At 67.9% G+C, this 15006-nt stretch carries 18 protein-coding genes; 6 read left to right on the top strand and 12 right to left on the bottom strand.

The features are described from left to right. The 3 genes from K2Z83_RS14355 to K2Z83_RS14345 form a co-directional block, all read left to right on the top strand. The coding region (locus K2Z83_RS14355) for a lactonase family protein (protein WP_220595872.1) at positions 1 to 697 on the top strand (697 nt) is incomplete at its 5' end. Further along, positions 690 to 1733, top strand: a complete 1044-nt coding sequence (locus K2Z83_RS14350; protein WP_220595871.1) for a sugar kinase — start codon at positions 690 to 692, stop codon at positions 1731 to 1733. The genes K2Z83_RS14355 and K2Z83_RS14350, both read left to right, overlap by 8 nt. 158 nt (positions 1734 to 1891) lie before the next feature. Beyond that, complete coding sequence (locus K2Z83_RS14345) at positions 1892 to 2515, top strand: bifunctional 4-hydroxy-2-oxoglutarate aldolase/2-dehydro-3-deoxy-phosphogluconate aldolase (RefSeq protein WP_220595870.1); 624 nt, start codon at positions 1892 to 1894, stop codon at positions 2513 to 2515. Here K2Z83_RS14345 and K2Z83_RS14340 read toward each other — a convergent pair. The 8 genes from K2Z83_RS14340 to K2Z83_RS14305 all read right to left on the bottom strand — a co-directional run bounded on the left by K2Z83_RS14340 (position 2508) and on the right by K2Z83_RS14305 (position 7883). After that, the gene (locus K2Z83_RS14340; RefSeq protein WP_220595869.1) at positions 2508 to 3395 is read right to left on the bottom strand and encodes a F0F1 ATP synthase subunit gamma; all 888 of its coding nucleotides are present in this window, start codon (positions 3393 to 3395) and stop codon (positions 2508 to 2510) included. The genes K2Z83_RS14345 and K2Z83_RS14340 overlap by 8 nt on opposite strands. Beyond that, positions 3392 to 4939 (bottom strand): alternate F1F0 ATPase, F1 subunit alpha, encoded by a 1548-nt coding sequence (locus K2Z83_RS14335; protein ID WP_220595868.1) that lies wholly within the window; start codon positions 4937 to 4939, stop codon positions 3392 to 3394. The genes K2Z83_RS14340 and K2Z83_RS14335 overlap by 4 nt, the downstream gene beginning before the upstream one ends. After that, positions 4929 to 5744, bottom strand: a complete 816-nt coding sequence (locus tag K2Z83_RS14330) for a F0F1 ATP synthase subunit delta (protein WP_220595867.1) — start codon at positions 5742 to 5744, stop codon at positions 4929 to 4931. The genes K2Z83_RS14335 and K2Z83_RS14330 overlap by 11 nt, the downstream gene beginning before the upstream one ends. A 3-nt stretch (positions 5745 to 5747) precedes the next feature. After that, positions 5748 to 6029 carry a F0F1 ATP synthase subunit C gene (locus K2Z83_RS14325; protein WP_220595866.1) on the bottom strand — a complete coding sequence of 94 codons (282 nt, stop codon included), beginning with the start codon at positions 6027 to 6029 and terminating at the stop codon, positions 5748 to 5750. A gap of 165 nt (positions 6030 to 6194) precedes the next feature. Further along, the gene (locus tag K2Z83_RS14320) at positions 6195 to 6884 is read right to left on the bottom strand and encodes a F0F1 ATP synthase subunit A (protein WP_220595865.1); all 690 of its coding nucleotides are present in this window, start codon (positions 6882 to 6884) and stop codon (positions 6195 to 6197) included. After that, positions 6868 to 7185, bottom strand: coding sequence for an ATP synthase subunit I (locus tag K2Z83_RS14315; RefSeq protein WP_220595864.1), 318 nt, complete (start codon positions 7183 to 7185; stop codon positions 6868 to 6870). Before K2Z83_RS14315 ends, K2Z83_RS14320 begins: the two co-directional genes overlap by 17 nt. Then, positions 7178 to 7501, bottom strand: coding sequence for an AtpZ/AtpI family protein (locus tag K2Z83_RS14310; RefSeq protein WP_220595863.1), 324 nt, complete (start codon positions 7499 to 7501; stop codon positions 7178 to 7180). The genes K2Z83_RS14315 and K2Z83_RS14310 overlap by 8 nt, the downstream gene beginning before the upstream one ends. Next, complete coding sequence (locus K2Z83_RS14305) at positions 7494 to 7883, bottom strand: F0F1 ATP synthase subunit epsilon (protein WP_220595862.1); 390 nt, start codon at positions 7881 to 7883, stop codon at positions 7494 to 7496. The genes K2Z83_RS14310 and K2Z83_RS14305 overlap by 8 nt, the downstream gene beginning before the upstream one ends. Positions 7884 to 8164: 281 nt before the next feature. Between K2Z83_RS14305 and K2Z83_RS14300 the strand changes: the two genes are divergently transcribed. From K2Z83_RS14300 to K2Z83_RS14290, 3 genes are all read left to right on the top strand, one after another. Beyond that, the gene (locus tag K2Z83_RS14300; RefSeq protein ID WP_220595861.1) at positions 8165 to 8977 is read left to right on the top strand and encodes a ParA family protein; all 813 of its coding nucleotides are present in this window, start codon (positions 8165 to 8167) and stop codon (positions 8975 to 8977) included. After that, entirely contained in the window at positions 8974 to 10107 is a 1134-nt protein-coding gene (locus K2Z83_RS14295; protein WP_220595860.1) for a ParB/RepB/Spo0J family partition protein, read from the top strand. The genes K2Z83_RS14300 and K2Z83_RS14295 overlap by 4 nt, the downstream gene beginning before the upstream one ends. Before the next feature lie 215 nt (positions 10108 to 10322). Beyond that, complete coding sequence (locus K2Z83_RS14290) at positions 10323 to 10529, top strand: GNAT family N-acetyltransferase (RefSeq protein ID WP_220595859.1); 207 nt, start codon at positions 10323 to 10325, stop codon at positions 10527 to 10529. Positions 10530 to 10998: 469 nt separating this feature from the next. Here the strand turns inward: K2Z83_RS14290 and K2Z83_RS14285 are convergent, their stop codons facing one another. The 4 genes from K2Z83_RS14285 to K2Z83_RS14270 form a co-directional block, all read right to left on the bottom strand. Further along, a complete protein-coding gene (locus tag K2Z83_RS14285; protein WP_220595858.1) occupies positions 10999 to 11595 on the bottom strand; it encodes a hypothetical protein in 597 nt (198 codons plus the stop codon). A 97-nt stretch (positions 11596 to 11692) separates the two neighbouring features. After that, positions 11693 to 12406, bottom strand: coding sequence for a GntR family transcriptional regulator (locus K2Z83_RS14280; RefSeq protein WP_220595857.1), 714 nt, complete (start codon positions 12404 to 12406; stop codon positions 11693 to 11695). Between the two features lie 85 nt (positions 12407 to 12491). Then, a complete protein-coding gene (locus tag K2Z83_RS14275; protein WP_220595856.1) occupies positions 12492 to 13457 on the bottom strand; it encodes a Fic family protein in 966 nt (321 codons plus the stop codon). 81 nt (positions 13458 to 13538) lie between these two features. Then, entirely contained in the window at positions 13539 to 14414 is an 876-nt protein-coding gene (locus K2Z83_RS14270; RefSeq protein ID WP_220595855.1) for a tyrosine-type recombinase/integrase, read from the bottom strand. Between the last annotated feature and the right edge of the window lie 592 nt (positions 14415 to 15006).

The following is a 15006-nucleotide window of genomic DNA, read 5'->3' as shown; positions in this document are numbered from 1 at the left end:
CGACGGCCTGGGCGAGCCGGGCGAGGTGCGGCAGCACGCCGGCGGCGGGCCGAACCCCGAGCGCCAGGAGGGGCCGCACGCCCACTCGGCGATCTTCACGCCCGACAACCGCTTCCTGATCGTGGCCGACCTCGGCATCGACCGGCTGGTGATCTACGCCTTCGACGCGGCCACCGGCGCGATCACGCCCCACGCCGAGGCCGCCGCCCGCCCGGGGGCCGGCCCGCGCCATATGGCCTTCCACCCCTCGGGCGGCCTGCTCTACGTGGCCAATGAGCTCGACAGCACCGTGGCCGCCTACCGCTACGACCCGGCGGCCGGCGCGCTGGAGCCCGGCGAGGTGCTGTCGACCCTGCCGGAGGGCGCCGGGGTCAGCTACGTGGCCGACATCCACCTCGCGCCCGACGGCGGCCGGCTCTATGTCTCCAACCGGGGCGACAACAGCATCGCCGTGTTTGAGGTCGGGGCGGGGGGCGCGCTGCGCCCGCTGGCCATCCGGCCCTGCGGCGGCGACTGGCCGCGCAACTTCGCGATCGCCCCCGACGGCCGGCACATCCTGGTGGCCAACCAGAACAGCGGTGACCTCAGCGTGATGCCGATCCTGGCCGGCCCCGAGGCGATCGGCCAGCCCGGCGCGCGCGTCGAGGCGCCGCGCGCCGCCTGCGTGATCTTCGCCGGGGAGGTGGGCCATGAGTGAGGATGCAGGCGGCAGGAGGCAGGCGGCAGGAGGCGGGATGCGGGATGCGGCGTCTGCCTCCCGCATCCTGCCTCCTGCCTCCCGCTTCGACGTAGTCAGCCTCGGCGAGTCGATGCTGCGCCTGAGCGTGCCCAGCGGCCGGCGGCTAGACGACACCCGCAGCCTGGAGCTGGAGATCGGCGGGGCCGAGAGCAATGTCTGCACCGCCATGGCCCGCCTCGGCCGCCGCGCCGCGTGGGTCGGCCGCCTGCCCGACAACGCCCTGGCCGGCAGCGTGCTGCGCGCCCTGCGCGCCGACGGCGTGGACGTGTCGGCGGCCCGGCTGGCCCCCGGCGAGCGCCTGGGCACCTACTTCATCGAGTACGCCGCCGCCCCCCGCTCCATCCAGGTCGTCTACGACCGGGCCGGCTCGGCCGCCGCCAATATGACCCCGGACGATGTGGACTGGGGCTACCTGCTTGACACGCGGCTCCTGCACCTCACCGGCATCACCGCCGCCCTGAGCGAGGGCTGCTACGCGGTGGTGGCCGAGGCCGTGCGCCGGGCCAGGGCCGCCGGGGTGATGGTCAGCTTCGACGTGAACTACCGGGCCAAGCTCTGGGATACGGCCACGGCCGGCGAGCGGCTGCGCCCGCTGGTCGCCGAGGCCGACATCCTCTTCTGCAAGAGCGCCGACGCCGCCGCGCTCTTCGGCTGCGCGGGCGAGCCCGGCGAGCAGATGCGGGCGCTCCAGCGGCTCACCCGCGCCGCGAGCGTCTACTGCACCTTCGGCGAGCGCGGGGCCGCCCTGCTCCAGGGCGATCAGCTGACCAGCCAGCCCGCCACCCCCGTCCAGATCATCGACCGCATCGGCAGCGGGGACGCCTTCGCCGCCGGGGCGCTGGACGGCTGCCTCGACGGCGACCCGGCCGATGGCCTGCGCCGCGGCGTGGCCCTCGCCGCCATCGCCCTCACCCAGCACGGCGACCGCGTCCTCACCAGCCGCGCCGAGCTCGCTGCCGTCATGGCCCAGCGCCCCCCAGATGTAGCGCGGTGAGGGTGTAGGGCCGAAGCATCGCCTGATGTGCCACGGTAACGCCGTAGGGCCGAAGCATCGCCGCCGGATCTATCTGATACCCCTGTAGTATTTGACGGCGATGCTTCGGCCCTACTAACCATGGCCATGTATATGGTACATATATTGAGGAGTGTTTTATGTCAACCAAAGATCTCATCCTCGCGCGGCGCATCGTCGCGATCATCCGGCTGGACGACTACGACAAGGCGGTGGAGGTGGCGCGGGCGCTGCTGGCGGGCGGCGTGCCGGTGATGGAGTTCACCCTGACCGGCGCGGGGGCGCTAGAGGCGATCGCGGCGGTGCGCAAGGAGCTGGGCGACGCCGTCTGCGTGGGCGTGGGCAGCGTGCTCCACGCCGAGCAGGCCACGGCCGCCATCGACTCGGGCGCGCAGTTCGTCGTCACCCCGGCCCTGCGCCGGCCGGTGATCGCCGCCTGCGTCAACCGGGGCACCCTCACCCTCTGCGGCGGCGTCACCCCCACCGAGCTGCTCGACGCCTACGAGGCCGGCTCCGAGCTGGTCAAGCTCTTCCCCGCCCGCCTGGGCGGCCCGGCCTACCTGAAGGACGTGCTGGCCCCGCTGCCCTTCCTCAAGCTGGTGCCGACCGGCGGCGTCGGCGTCGAGAACGCCCGCGCCTACATCGACGCCGGGGCCGCCGCCCTGGGCATCGGCGGCAACCTCGTGCCGAGGGCCGCCGTGGCCAGCGGACGCTTCGACCAGATCAGCGAGGTGGCCCGCGCCTGCGTGGCGGCGATCAGCTGAGGGTCTTGCTCAGCGCCTCGAAGCCGGAGATCACATCGAACAGCTCCTCGTCGATGCCGCTCTGGCGCAGGCGGTGGAAGGTGTGGCTCAGATTCTCGAGCAGGTCGTCGATGCTCTTGTCGGCGCGCTGCATCGCGGCCAGGCGGCTGGCGTTCTCGCTCGCCAGCGACTCGGCGCAGGCCCGGAACAGCGAGACGAAGAGGTACTCGCCGATCAGCGCCCGCAGGGTCTCGGTGCCGCCGCCCAGCACCTCGGGCAGGTGCTTCGTCGGCCATGGGCGCTCGGCCAGCGCGCGCCACCACGCCTCATCCAGCGGGAGCAGCCGCTGGCTGGCCGGCGCGTACACCGCCCCTGAGCTGGGGCGGTTGTGGAAGAGGTAGAGCGCGCCGGCCTCGCCGTGGCCGTGGCGCGCCGCGCGCTCCACGAGGATCTGCCCGACCAGCGGGGCGATCTCTTTGACCGAGCTCGGCACGCTGAAGCGCCCCACCGGCGGCAGCCCCGCGTCCGCCAGGCGGGCGTAGACGCGCTCGCCCACAGCCCATACCTCAGCTTTGGCCGGCAGCGCCGCCAGGGTCTGCGCCGCATGATCGGCCACCAGATCGTTAAACTGCCCCACCAGCCCCTGGTCTGAGCCGAAGACGACCGCGCCGATCACGCCGCCCGGCCGCTCGCGCGCTACGATCAGCGGCTCCGGCCCGCTCGCGCGGAGGCAGACGCCCAACCCCTGCTCCACCGTGCGGTAGTAGTCGGCCAGCGCGCGCACCGACTGCTCGTACTGGCCGATGCTCGACGCGGCCACCGCCTTCATCGTGCGCACGACCGACTGGAGATCCTGCGCGCCGCTGATCTTGCGGCGCAGTCCCGCCGTGCTGTCGCTCATGGCCCCACCTCGGGCCCGGGGCCGGGCTGGAAGCGCGCCAGCACCGCGCGGGCGATCTGCGTGATCGCGGCGCGATCCACGTCGCTCAGCGTCTCGGCGGTCGCCAGCCGCGCGCGCACCTCGGCCGGGATGTCCGCCGCCGCCGCGCGGAGGGCGCGCTCGGCCTCCGCCATCTGCTCCAGCGGCACATGATCGAAGAGTGTGGCGCTCAGCGCCAGCAGCACGGCGACCTGCGCGGGCACCGACACCGGGGCGAACTCCGGCTGCCGCAGGCAGCTGCGGATGCGCTGCCCGTGGCCGATGATCGCGCGGGTGTCCTCGTCCAGGCGCGCGCCGAAGCGCGAGAAGGTCTCAAGCTCCTCGAACTGCGCGTAGGCCAGCTTGAGGTCGCCCGCCACCGCGCGGTAGGCCGCCAGCTGGGCCTTGCCGCCGACCCGCGAGACCGATTTGCCGACATCCACGGCGGGCAGCACTCCCAGCTCGAAGAGCGTCGGCGAGAGGTAGATCTGCCCGTCGGTGATCGAGATCAGGTTGGTCGGGATATAGGCCGAGATGTCCTGGGCCTCGGTCTCGATGATCGGCAGCGCGGTGAGCGAGCCGCCGCCGAGCTCCGCGCGCAGGTGCGTCGCGCGCTCAAGCAGCCGCGAGTGGATGTAGAAGATGTCGCCGGGGAAGGCCTCGCGGCCGGGCGGCCGGCGCAGCAGCAGCGACAGCTCGCGGTAGGCCCGCGCGTGATGGGTCAGGTCGTCGTAGACGATCAGCACGTCGCGGCCCGCCTCCATAAACGCCTCGGCGATGCTCGTCGCCGCGTAGGGAGCGATGTAGGTCAGGCCCGGCGCGTCGTTGCCCTCGGTCACGACGACGACGGTGTACGCCAGCGCGCCCCGCTCGCGCAGGCTGGCCACGGCCTTGGCCACCGCCGAGGCGCGCTGGCCGATCGCGCAGTACACGCACAACACATCCTGGCCGCGCTGGTTGAGGATGGTGTCGATCGCGATCGCGGTCTTGCCGGTCTGGCGGTCGCCCAGGATCAGCTCGCGCTGGCCGCGGCCGACCGGGATGAGCGCGTCGATCACCTTGAGGCCGGTCTGGAGCGGCACCGTGACCGGCGCGCGGTCCATGATCGGCGCGGCGGGGCGCTCGACGGGCAGGCGTCTGCGCGCGTCCAGCGGCGCGCCACCATCGAGCGGGCGGCCGAGCGGGTCGATCACTCGCCCGAGCAGCCCGTCGCCCACGACCACGTCCATCACCCGGCCGGTGCGCCGGACCTCGTCCCCCGCGTGGATGTCCCAGTAGTCGCCGAGCAGGACGACGCCGATCTCGTCGGCGTCCACGTTGAAGGCGATGCCGAGCACATTGCCGGGGAAGATCACCAGCTCATCGAAGCCCACGCCGGGCAGGCCCGACACCTTGGCGATGCCGGTGCCGACGCTGCTGACCGTACCCACCTCGCGCGGCGTCAGCTGCGGCGCGAAGGCCTCCCGCGCCTGGCGCATGCCGGCGAACGCGCGTTCAAAGACAGACTGGAGCGGCTCAGTTTCCATGCGCTACTGCCTTTTCTGTCTCCCCTCGCCCCTGCTCCCCGTCGCCCGTCCCCTGCCGTAGCAGCTCACCGACGTCTGCCTCCAGCGACGTCAGATAGTCCGCGATGCTCCAGGCCACCTTGTGGCCACCTGCGGCCAGCTCAATCCCGCCGATCAGATCCGGCGCGGTCGCGAAGTGCAGCGGGATCTCGGCCGCGAAGGTCTCGTTGAGCGCCTGCTGGATGGCCGCGCGCGGCCCGGCGGGCAGATCAAACGCGCTGCGCACGGTCACGGGGGCCGTCGCCGTCGCCAGCGCGTCGGCGAGGCCGGCCTTCGCCGGGCCGTCGAGCGCGCGCAGGCGGCGCGTGAACACCTCGCCCATGCGCTCCTCCAGGCTCGCCCCAGCGAGGTCGCCCAGCGCCTTGCGGGCGACGGCGAACACCTCCTGCGCGGTCTGGCGGCTGACACCCTCGTGCAGGCGCTGCTCCTCGCTGCGCAGGGACTCCTGCCGCATGGCCGCCAGGTCGTCGGCGGCCTGGCGGGCCGCGGCGATCAGCTTCTCGCGCTCGGCGCCCGCCTCCGCCGTCGCCTTGCTCAGCAGCCCGGCGCGCTCCTGATCGAAGGCCGCGTTCTTGCGCTGAAACTCGTCGCGCGCCCGCAGCGCCTCGGCCTCCTTCTCGGCGGCGTTTGCCAGCTCGGCGGCGATCAGCTTCTCGCGCGTGTCGATCGCGTTGAGGATGGGCTGGTACAGAAAGCGCTTCATCAGCCAGACCAGGATGAGGAAGTTGATCACCTGCGCGCCGACAGTGAACCAGTCGATAAGCATAGCTCACTTCCCTGCGGCCTGAGCGATGGCCGCGTTCCAGAATGGGTTGGCGAAGATCAGGATCATCGAGACGACGAAGCAGTAGATGGCCGTGGACTCGATCATGGCTAGGCCGACAAACAGGGTGCGGGTGATCGTGGCCGAGGCGTCCGGCTGCTGGGCCAGCGAGGAGAGCGCCGTCCCGACCGCCCGGCCCTCGGCGAGCGCCGGCCCCAGGCAGCCGAAGCTGATGGTGACGCCGGCCGTGATGATCGAGGCGATCGCGATAATGGTAAGGCTATCCATAGAAGGGCTCCAGTTGGTTAGGGCCGCATCATTTCCCAGATCGCCGGGGGACTGAAGTCCCCGGCTATGGTCTGCGAAGCCCGCCTACGCGGGCTACCAAAGCCCGCGTAGGCGGGCTTCACCGCATGCCAGCCCGCGACTTCAGTCGCCGGGCGGGCTGGCATTTCACCCCTCCCCCGCACGCTTGGGCGCGCTGACGCGCGTGGCGGCGGCGATGTACACCCCCGCCAGGATGCTGAAGATGTAGGCCTGCACCATGCCGGTGAGCAGGCCGAGGGCCGTCATGATGATCGGGAAGACCAGGGGCGTGATCGTCAGCAGGATGGCGATGATCATGGCCCCGCTCATCATGTTGCCGAACAGGCGCACGGCCAGGGCCAGCGTGCGCGAGATCTCGCTGATGATGTTGAACGGCAGCATGATGAAGGTCGGCTCGATGTAGGACGTTATGTACGCGCCCAGCCCCTGCTCGACGATGCCGAAGAAGGGCACGGCCACAAACACGCAGAGCGCGAGCGCCGTCGTCGTCGAGAGCGAGCCGGTCGGCGGCTCGTAGCCGGGGATGACCGTGCAGAGGCTGGCCGCCGCGACGAACAGGAAGAGCGTGCCCAGAAAGCCCAGGTACTTGCGCGGCTGGCTCAGGCCCACCTCCGCGATCTGGGACACGATGCCGGTGACGACGATCTCCAGCAGGTTCTGCCAGTGCGTGCGCTTCAGGTCGCGGGAGAGGGTGCGCGTGATCAGCATGGCCCCGACGGTCAGCGCGAGCATGATCGCCCAGGTGAACACGATGGTGGCGTTGAGCTTCACAACGCCGTACTGCCAGAAGATGATCTCGTCAGGGGTGAGGCGCATGGCTGGACTCCTGGGCCGTGGGGCCCGGCCGCTCCGCCGCGCCGATGAGCCGCGTGACGATCAGCCGCGCGATGACAAACCCCAGCGTGCAGGCCAGCATCCGCTCCCATCGGCCGGCGGAGACAAGGTAAAACCCGACCAGGGCGACGCCCGTGCGCAGCAGCAGGCTGCCAAAGAACCAGAGCGCCACCTGCTTCGATGACGCCCCCCTGCGCACCGTCAACCACAGGCCGCCGAAGAAGAATGCGCCGAGCGCAACGCCCGTCGTCCAGGCCAGCACCAGGCCCCAGGTCTCACTCATGATCATCCTCCTGCGCCGCGCGCATCTCCCGATCCTCCTTGGACACCCAGTGCCAGGCGTTCAGGCAGCCGAGCAGCAGGCCGATCACCAGCAGCATCAGCGTCCAGGAGTGCCCCCCCGGGTAGTGGCTGTCCACCCAGATCCCGGCGGCCACACCGAGCAGCGTCGGCACCACCACCGACCAGCCGATCAGCCCAGTCATGCCCAGGCCGAACCAGACCCCCGCAGCGCTGCGCCGCGCCCTGAGCTTGCGCGCCGCCTTTGTGGCGATCTCCTGCTGGAATGGCGTCGGCTCGCGCGCGGGCGGATCAGGCATGGTGCAGCCTCCCCAGACGCTGGATGAACTCGCTCTCCATCTTCGCCATGACGGAGCGGACCACCCGCTCCTGCTCGCCCAGGACGAGAAACTCCTGCGCCACCGCCGCCTCCAGCTGGCCGAGGTCCGTCCCCACAATCGCGTTGCGCACCGAGACCAGCACGTCCGGGCCGGACTTGACCAGCACGCCCGCGTCGACGGCCAGATACACCTCGCCCCCGGCCTCGCGCTCGTAGATCAAGATCCCTGGCACCAGCGCGGCGACGCAGTCCAGCCGGCGCGGCAGGAGCCCGAACGAGCCCGCGCGGCCCTCGGCGACGATCCGCGCGACGCCGGCCTCCTCGGCGAAGACGCGGAACGGCAGCAGCACCTTCAGATTCATGTGCGACCTCTAGGTCGTGGCGATCTTTTTGTTAGCGCGAATAAGTCCTGAGTCAAGCCCCACCGGCTGGCGACTGACGTCGCGCCGGAGCGGCGCTGCGCGCCGGGCTATCGCGGAATAGATTGTAGCGTATCATAACCTGTGGGGGCGCGATCATCGCGCCCCATAGGTTTATCGCGTCAGGATGGTGAAAAACTTGAATCAAGCGCATCTCCAAGCAGCAGCGCGGCGGTTATGGTATTATTGAGAAATCAGCGACGGTATATACGAAGGGTGCCTCCATGCACGTCTACGCAGTAGCGCTTGAGAAGGGCGGCTGTGGCAAAACAGCGCTGGCGGTCAACTTGTCCGCTGCTTTCCATAGCCTTGGCCTTGAGGTGCTCCTGGTAGATCTTGACTCGCAGGCGAGCGCGTCGCACTGGCTCGGCATTGATACGGAGCAGGTCTCCGCGACTGACAGTGTGCTTGGCCTGATCAGCGACGGGATCAAAGATCGGGCGGACGCGCAGTCGGTGCTGAGCAGGGTGATCCCAACAGAAGAGGGCATTCATGTGCTGCCAGCCCACGACCTTATGGCTGGTCTGCCCGCACAGCTGGCGGCCGCGCCGATGAGCGGGCTCTTCCTGCTCCAGCAGATCTTTGCTGATCTTGACCGCTCTGCAGCGCCGTTTGATGTGGTTGTTCTCGATCTGCCGCCGGCGCGCGGCCCGGTGCTGGCGATGGCTCTTGCCGCCGCGACGCGCTGCCTCGTGCCGGTGCAGCCGGAGGATCTCGTGGTGCGCGCGGTGCATGCGCTCATGACCTCAGTGCAGCAGATTCGCTCGCGTCAGGTGAATGCAGATCTTCAGGTGAGCATGGTGCGCAACCGATATGCTCCGCGCAGCAATGCCGATAAGATCCTCGATCAGATGCTGCGTGATGATTATGGCTCGCTCTTGCTTCAGACGATCATTCCGATCCGTGCGCCGTTGCGCGACTCGGCGCTGCTTCAGCAGAGCATATTCCGCTACAGTGGGCCGGATGTCACCGATGTGCGGTCGCTGTTTGTGCAGCTGGTGGATGAGCTGGCAATGCTCGATGGAGCTCAGCCATGACGGGCAAGCCGTCTGATCGTCTGCGCGAGATGCGTGAGCGGGCCGCTGCGCTCAAGAGGCGACAGCCCGCCGATGCGCCGCTCGATGCTGACGGCGATCTATTGGAGCATGCAGAAGCGCCGAGCGCCGAGGTGCCGCTCGAGTCACACTTCGGTATCGCTGCGCTCGATGCGGTGGCATCAGGGCGGAGCGTGCAGCGTGTCCCGGTCGGCCACCTGGCCCCGGAGACGCGCCCTGACCTGCGACAACCTCGGCTCATGCCGCGCCCCGAAGAGCTGCTCGCTGATGGTCAGCCTGTGCCGCTCTATGCGGATCTTGTCGCTACGCTGCTGGATCTCGGCCGATCACTCCAGCAACGCCAGATCCAGCCGATTGTGGCCTACCATGGGATAAGCGAGGCCTATCCGGCGGCGCGCTATCTGATCCTCGTCGGCCATCGCCGCTGGACGGCGGCGCAGCTGGTCGGCATGCCAGAGCTCGATACGATTGTGATTGACCCGCCATCGCCGGCGGATCGGGTGCGCCTCCAGTATGCGGAGAATGAGGATCGGGCTGACTTCACTGACATGGAGCGGGCCTGGGCGCTCGCTCAGATGAAACGCGCCCTTGATGATGCACCTTGGGAGACGGTCGAGGAGCGCTTTCAGATGAGCCGCACCCGTCGCCAGGAGCTGCTACGCCTCTTGGCGTTCTCTCCTGAGCAGCAGGTTCGCGTTGCCCAGTTGCGCCTGCGTGAGACTCAGGTGCGTCCGCTTCATCAGGCTCTGCGCGATAAGGAGCTGCCAGCGGAGCGGGTGGATGCTCTCTTTGGGCGTATGGCGGAGATCGCATCGTCTGCTGTTGCCAGCGAGGGGCCATCTCCACAGCCGGCAGTGGATGGCCCGACCGTCGCGCGCTTGGTGGCGAAGGCAAAGCGTGATCATGGGCTGGGCGCGGCACCGGCCACCGCACAATGGGTGCAGGCCGTGCTCGATCAGCTTGGCCGTACGCGGCGTAGCATCAAGACGGCGCGGCGGCGGATTGTGACCGCGAGCGATGTAGAGTCAGCGCAGCTACGTGTGGCGATTCAGGATCTCGCGCTGCTGCTCGATGAGGTGCGGGGTGAGCTTCCGGAAGCCGATGGGCGTTAGGGAGATGGGCTTCGCTGCTAGGCGCTTTTAGGCGCAGATAACTGGTGAGGACTGTAATTCTCTCTAGTGTGCTCGCGCGTGCTAGGGCCGATCCGGCTCGTTCCATAGAGTCACGCACCATCCGGCAAACGGCATCTAGTGTGTGACTCTATGGAACGTGGCACTGTATGACCAGATCGTCCTCTTGTGTCTAGCATGCACAGGCTGCACTGATTATGCTGCGGCGCGGCTACGCGACTGAGGCGGCCCGCGCGATCGTCGCCTTTGGCTTCACCGAGCTTCTGCTCCACCGCATTTGGTCCTGGTGTATCGCCGACAACCTCGGCTCGGCGCGCGTCCTTGAGAAGCTCGGCATGCGCCCGGAGGGGCGTCTGCGGAGAACGAGCGTTACGGAAATAGCCCGTAAAGCCCAGCAGCTTTAGCGCTGGGATATACGGGCTTCACCCGCTTTAGCGGCTTTAGCCCTTCGATACAGCTTCCTGATACGGCAAATGCCTTGTGATAGAACTAATTTTCTGGTATACTACAGCCATGACACGAACGAGAGCGGATGTGACCTTGCGATAACCAAGCTGGCTGCACCGTTCTGCTGGTTCCTCTTGTCGCGGCGGGACACGCCGAGACACAAAATGCCTGTGGAGACTTGGTAAGCCCAATCATTGTGGTTGGCACGGGTCGATGAAGCAGGAAGCCCAAGCGCTTTAGCCTTGGGTATTTCACAAGGGGCGCTATTGGGACACGCTGATGTTCGGTATGCTGGAGGATACGTGGCGGGCAGCTCCCCAGGGGCGCGTGGAACGCCAGCCGTGATGGCACACACAGAAGGAGGAGCCGATGTTGCTGCATATCGTGGGCTACTGGCAGATCTACGAGGCCGTCGCGCCTGCCCGATCAGGCGCTCCGCTGTCGTGATGGGTTCCATATATGTGCGATCTTCACCGCTACGATCAGCCCGCTGGTCGTCAGCTGAAAGCCGGCAAAGACCATGATCGCTATGTCGGGCTGGATCAGCGTGTAGATGCCCCAGATCAGACCATCGGCCATGGAGAGCAGCCAGGTGCCCAGCGACATATCAGTGAGATCCCCTTCGTGGGATGCGACCCAGAGCTGGGGGAGGTTTGCGGCCAGCACGCTGATCGGCAGGACAATGCCGAGCCCGGTCGTCCCGGCCAGCCCGCCCGCGAGGAGCATGACGATCAGCCAGATGGGCGTGATGGCTAACTCGCGAACCCGGCGCCCGAAGCGGAGCGCCATCACCGTGATGAGCGCAAAGACCAGGCCAGATGCGCCGGTGGCCAGACTGACATACAGCTGGTGCGTCAGCAGCCCGTAGCTGGCCCAGCCAAAGCTCACGATCGCGCTGGTGGCCGCCGTGTCGACGGATACTCCGTGGGCGTGTCGGGTGCGCAGCAGCCGGGCAAGCTGCGGCACGGCCCGAACGAGACCGATGAGCGTCCCCAGGGCGCCGAGGATCGAGAGAGTCGTCATAGGGTAATAGGCGCTTTCTGCAATGGATGGTGGCGCAATGCCGCGCACACGGCGGCTTCGAGCAACAGGTGGTGCGTGTATAGCTGGTATGCTGGTCTCACGTAGCAGATGGGCGCACGTATCGGCGCTGAATCGGCAGAGCCAGCCGGACGGCCCGGTCACAGGAGGCGCGTAGATGTTGCTCCATTGCCTGCTCCGCCCCATCCCCGTCGCGCGCGCTGATCCGCGCAACAATCGTGTGGTGTTCCTGCGTGGCCTCTGCCTGCCACCCTGCCGCGCCTGGCAGCAGCACGCGGATGCGGTACATTTGGTCGTCTAGGGTGGCCAGGATGGCCCCGAGGCGCTGATTCTGGGTCGCGGTGATGATGTGCTTGTGGAAGCGCGCGTCAGACTCGAGGGTCTCGCCAGTACGCCCTTCGGTCGCGCACTGCTCGCTGAAGGCGATCTCCTGCTCTAGCGCGGCGACATCTGCGGGGGACATCAGCTCGGCGGCGATACGCGCGGCGAGGCTCTCCAGTCGCTCGCGGACCTGATAGATCTCCAGAATGTCGTGGGCGGTCAGCTCGGTGATGAAGGTGCCGCGACTCGGGATAGAGCGCACGAGGCCCTCCTTCTCCAGGCGCTTGATCGCCTCGCGCACCGGCGTCCGGCTCAGCTGCAGCGCCGCGGCAAGCTGGTGTTCCGAGAGCGGGCTTGACGGCAGGAGCTCGCCCTCCAGAATGCGCCGCCGGATCTCGGCGTAGGCGTGCTGGTTCAGGCCGCGCTCCTCGGGCGGGGCGCCCGTGTCGTGTTCGGCTCGTGCTCTGGGCATTGTCGTCGCCCTCCGCCAGTATGTGCCTTAGCAAACCGGTATACCGGCAGTGTCCCGGCCAGGATAACAGCATTCCCACCGGTCGTCAACCGCGCCGACGTGGCCGGCCGGGTGGGATCGCCCCAGCGGCGACCTCGTCCTGGTAGCGCCGCACCGCTGCTGCCGAGACGTACCAGCGCCCGCCGCGCTTGGCCCCGGCCACCCGGCCCGCCCGCAGCAGCCAGCCGAGGTAGCCCGCGTTGATCGCGCACTCCTCGGCCACATCCCGCAGCGGCCGGCGCAGCTCGTCGGGCAAGGCGTCGCAGGCCTCCAAATACAGATCCAGCCCGGCCTCGACGGCGCGGCCGATCACATTGACCAGCGGGCTGAATCGCCCGTGGTGGGCCTGCTCCAGCGCCCGGATGTAGCTCAGCCTCCAGCCCTGGAGCAGGAGCGCCACCGGATAGCCCGCCCGCATGAGCTGGAGGCTCAGCACCAGTCGGGCAGTGCGCCCGTTACCATCGAGGAAGGGATGGATGGCCAGCAGCATCTCGTGGGCCAGCGCCGCCCGGATCACCGGCGGGTACTCCTGGCCATCGCCGGCCAGCCAATCGAACCAGTCGGCCATAAGCGCGGGCACCTGGGTGTGGTGCGGTGGGCGATGCTCCGAGCCGGAGATAAACACCGCGCTGCGGCGGTAGGCCCCGGGCGGGTCGATCAGGTCGTGCATGATTAGCGCGTGCAGATGGAGCAGCGCGGCATCATCGAGCTCCCCCGCGCGCTGGGCCAGGTCGAGCACAAAGTCATAGGCGGTAGCGTGGTTGACCGCCTCCATATGCTCTTTGAGCGAGTGGCCGCCGATCGTGATGCCGTGGGCGATCACCAGCTGAGTCTCGCCAAGGTCGAGAGTGTTGCCCTCGATCGCGTTGGAGTGGTAGGTCAGGCGCACGCGCAGATCGTCGGCGAGCTTCGCCATGATCGCCGGCGGGAGCGGGCGCTGGCGGTCGAGCGTGGCGCGCTTCTCGGCGATCCGCCGCTCTAGGCGCGGGTCTATCCGGATATCGGGCTGCATGAAGCACCTCGTCAAACCATCACGGTTTTGCTAGTATAGCAGAAACCGTGATGGTTTGCGGGGCACAGAGAAGCTATCTGTCTACGCCCCCTCTAGTGCGGCGCGCACCTGGCGTTCAGAGAGGTCGGCGTAGCCCTGGGTCGAGCGGATGTCGCGGTGGCCGAGCACACGCTGGACAATCTCCAGTGGCTGGCCGGCCTCGATCAGTTCGGTGCCCCGGGTGTGGCGCAGCTGGTGCAGTGTGTAGCGCAGGCTTCCGTCGGGCTCAACCAGGCCGGCCCTAGTGCAGCACCGTGCCCACTGGTACTGGGCGGCCGCATAAGACACGCGGGTGCCGCGGTTCGAGGAAAAGAGTGGCGTGGTCAGCGGCAGGCTGGCCAGCGCGCGGGTGTGGGCGCGCAGGCCGCGCAGACTCTTCGGCGTGCTGTTTGGCCCGAGGGTCGCCACCCGCTCGACCTTATTCTTGGCCTCGCGGATACGCAGCCCCTCGCGACCGGGCTCGATGGTCACATCGCCCAGGTTCAGGCCCAGAGCCTCGCCGATGCGCATGCCGGTCTCGCGGAGCAGGGTGAAGATCAGCCGGAAGGGCTGCGGGGCAAGGGCGATCGCTTTGGCCACATCCTGGCGCGGGTCGCCGGCGGGCACCGGCCGGGGCAGGCGTCGCTCGCCCGGGATGGGCTCAACGCGATCGAGCGGGTTCTGGTCGACATACTCTTCGCGCACGGCCCAGCGAAAGAATCGGCTGAGCGCGGCTCCCCGCCGGCGGGCGGAGCTCGGCGCGACCTTCGGGTCGGCCAGGAAGGCCTCGATGTGCTGGGGGGTGATCTGATCGAGCGGCTGGGGCAGGGCAGCCGCGGCGATGCGCAGGTCGGCGCGATAGGCGCGCAGCGAGTTGGGCCGCAACTGGCGCTGGCGGTCGGCGAGGAAGTCGCCGAGCAGGGTGGCGAGGGTCGGCATGGGCGCGCTCCACAGATATTGCCCGATAAATCCAGGGATGCGCCCAGGATAGCACCGGCTGTTGATCGCGTCAAGATGCGGAGTCAGATCGGGTACTTGCCCCATAAGGGGGATTATCGGGCAAATTTTTATTCCACCATGCAGTGCGGGGGGGGGGCACGTCTGAGTCTGATCGTTCTCCGACGTGTGTTTGCTTAATCGATTCACATGCGCCTTTTGCTTGTTTTTGTTATGACTTACGCAGACACGAATTGATCAATATCTGCCTGATCGCGGAGCACGTCCGCCAGATGGAGCGCTTCGTGATCAAGGTTGCCCACTGCATGCGCGCTGCCGTTGCACACAGAGTATTGTTGTACCTTGGGCACTGCTCTTGACATACAAACCTGATCATCCTAACATACGAGTGTGTCATTTTTGCAGATCCGCTAATGGTAGCATGAATGATTCGGCTACAAAGCGGCCTCGCTCTCGCCATACTACAATATGCTCTCGTGCGTAAGCACGACTCGCTCCATCACTGCCAGATGGACCACACAACCCGCTATGCTTCCTTCTCTTCCTTCCCGTCCACGTCCGGCAATAGTCTCGC

Source organism: Oscillochloris sp. ZM17-4 (assembly GCF_019599295.1).
GTDB lineage: Bacteria > Chloroflexota > Chloroflexia > Chloroflexales > Chloroflexaceae > Oscillochloris.
Note: the sequence above shows the minus strand (reverse complement) of the source record. Positions and strands in the feature narration are given on the sequence as shown.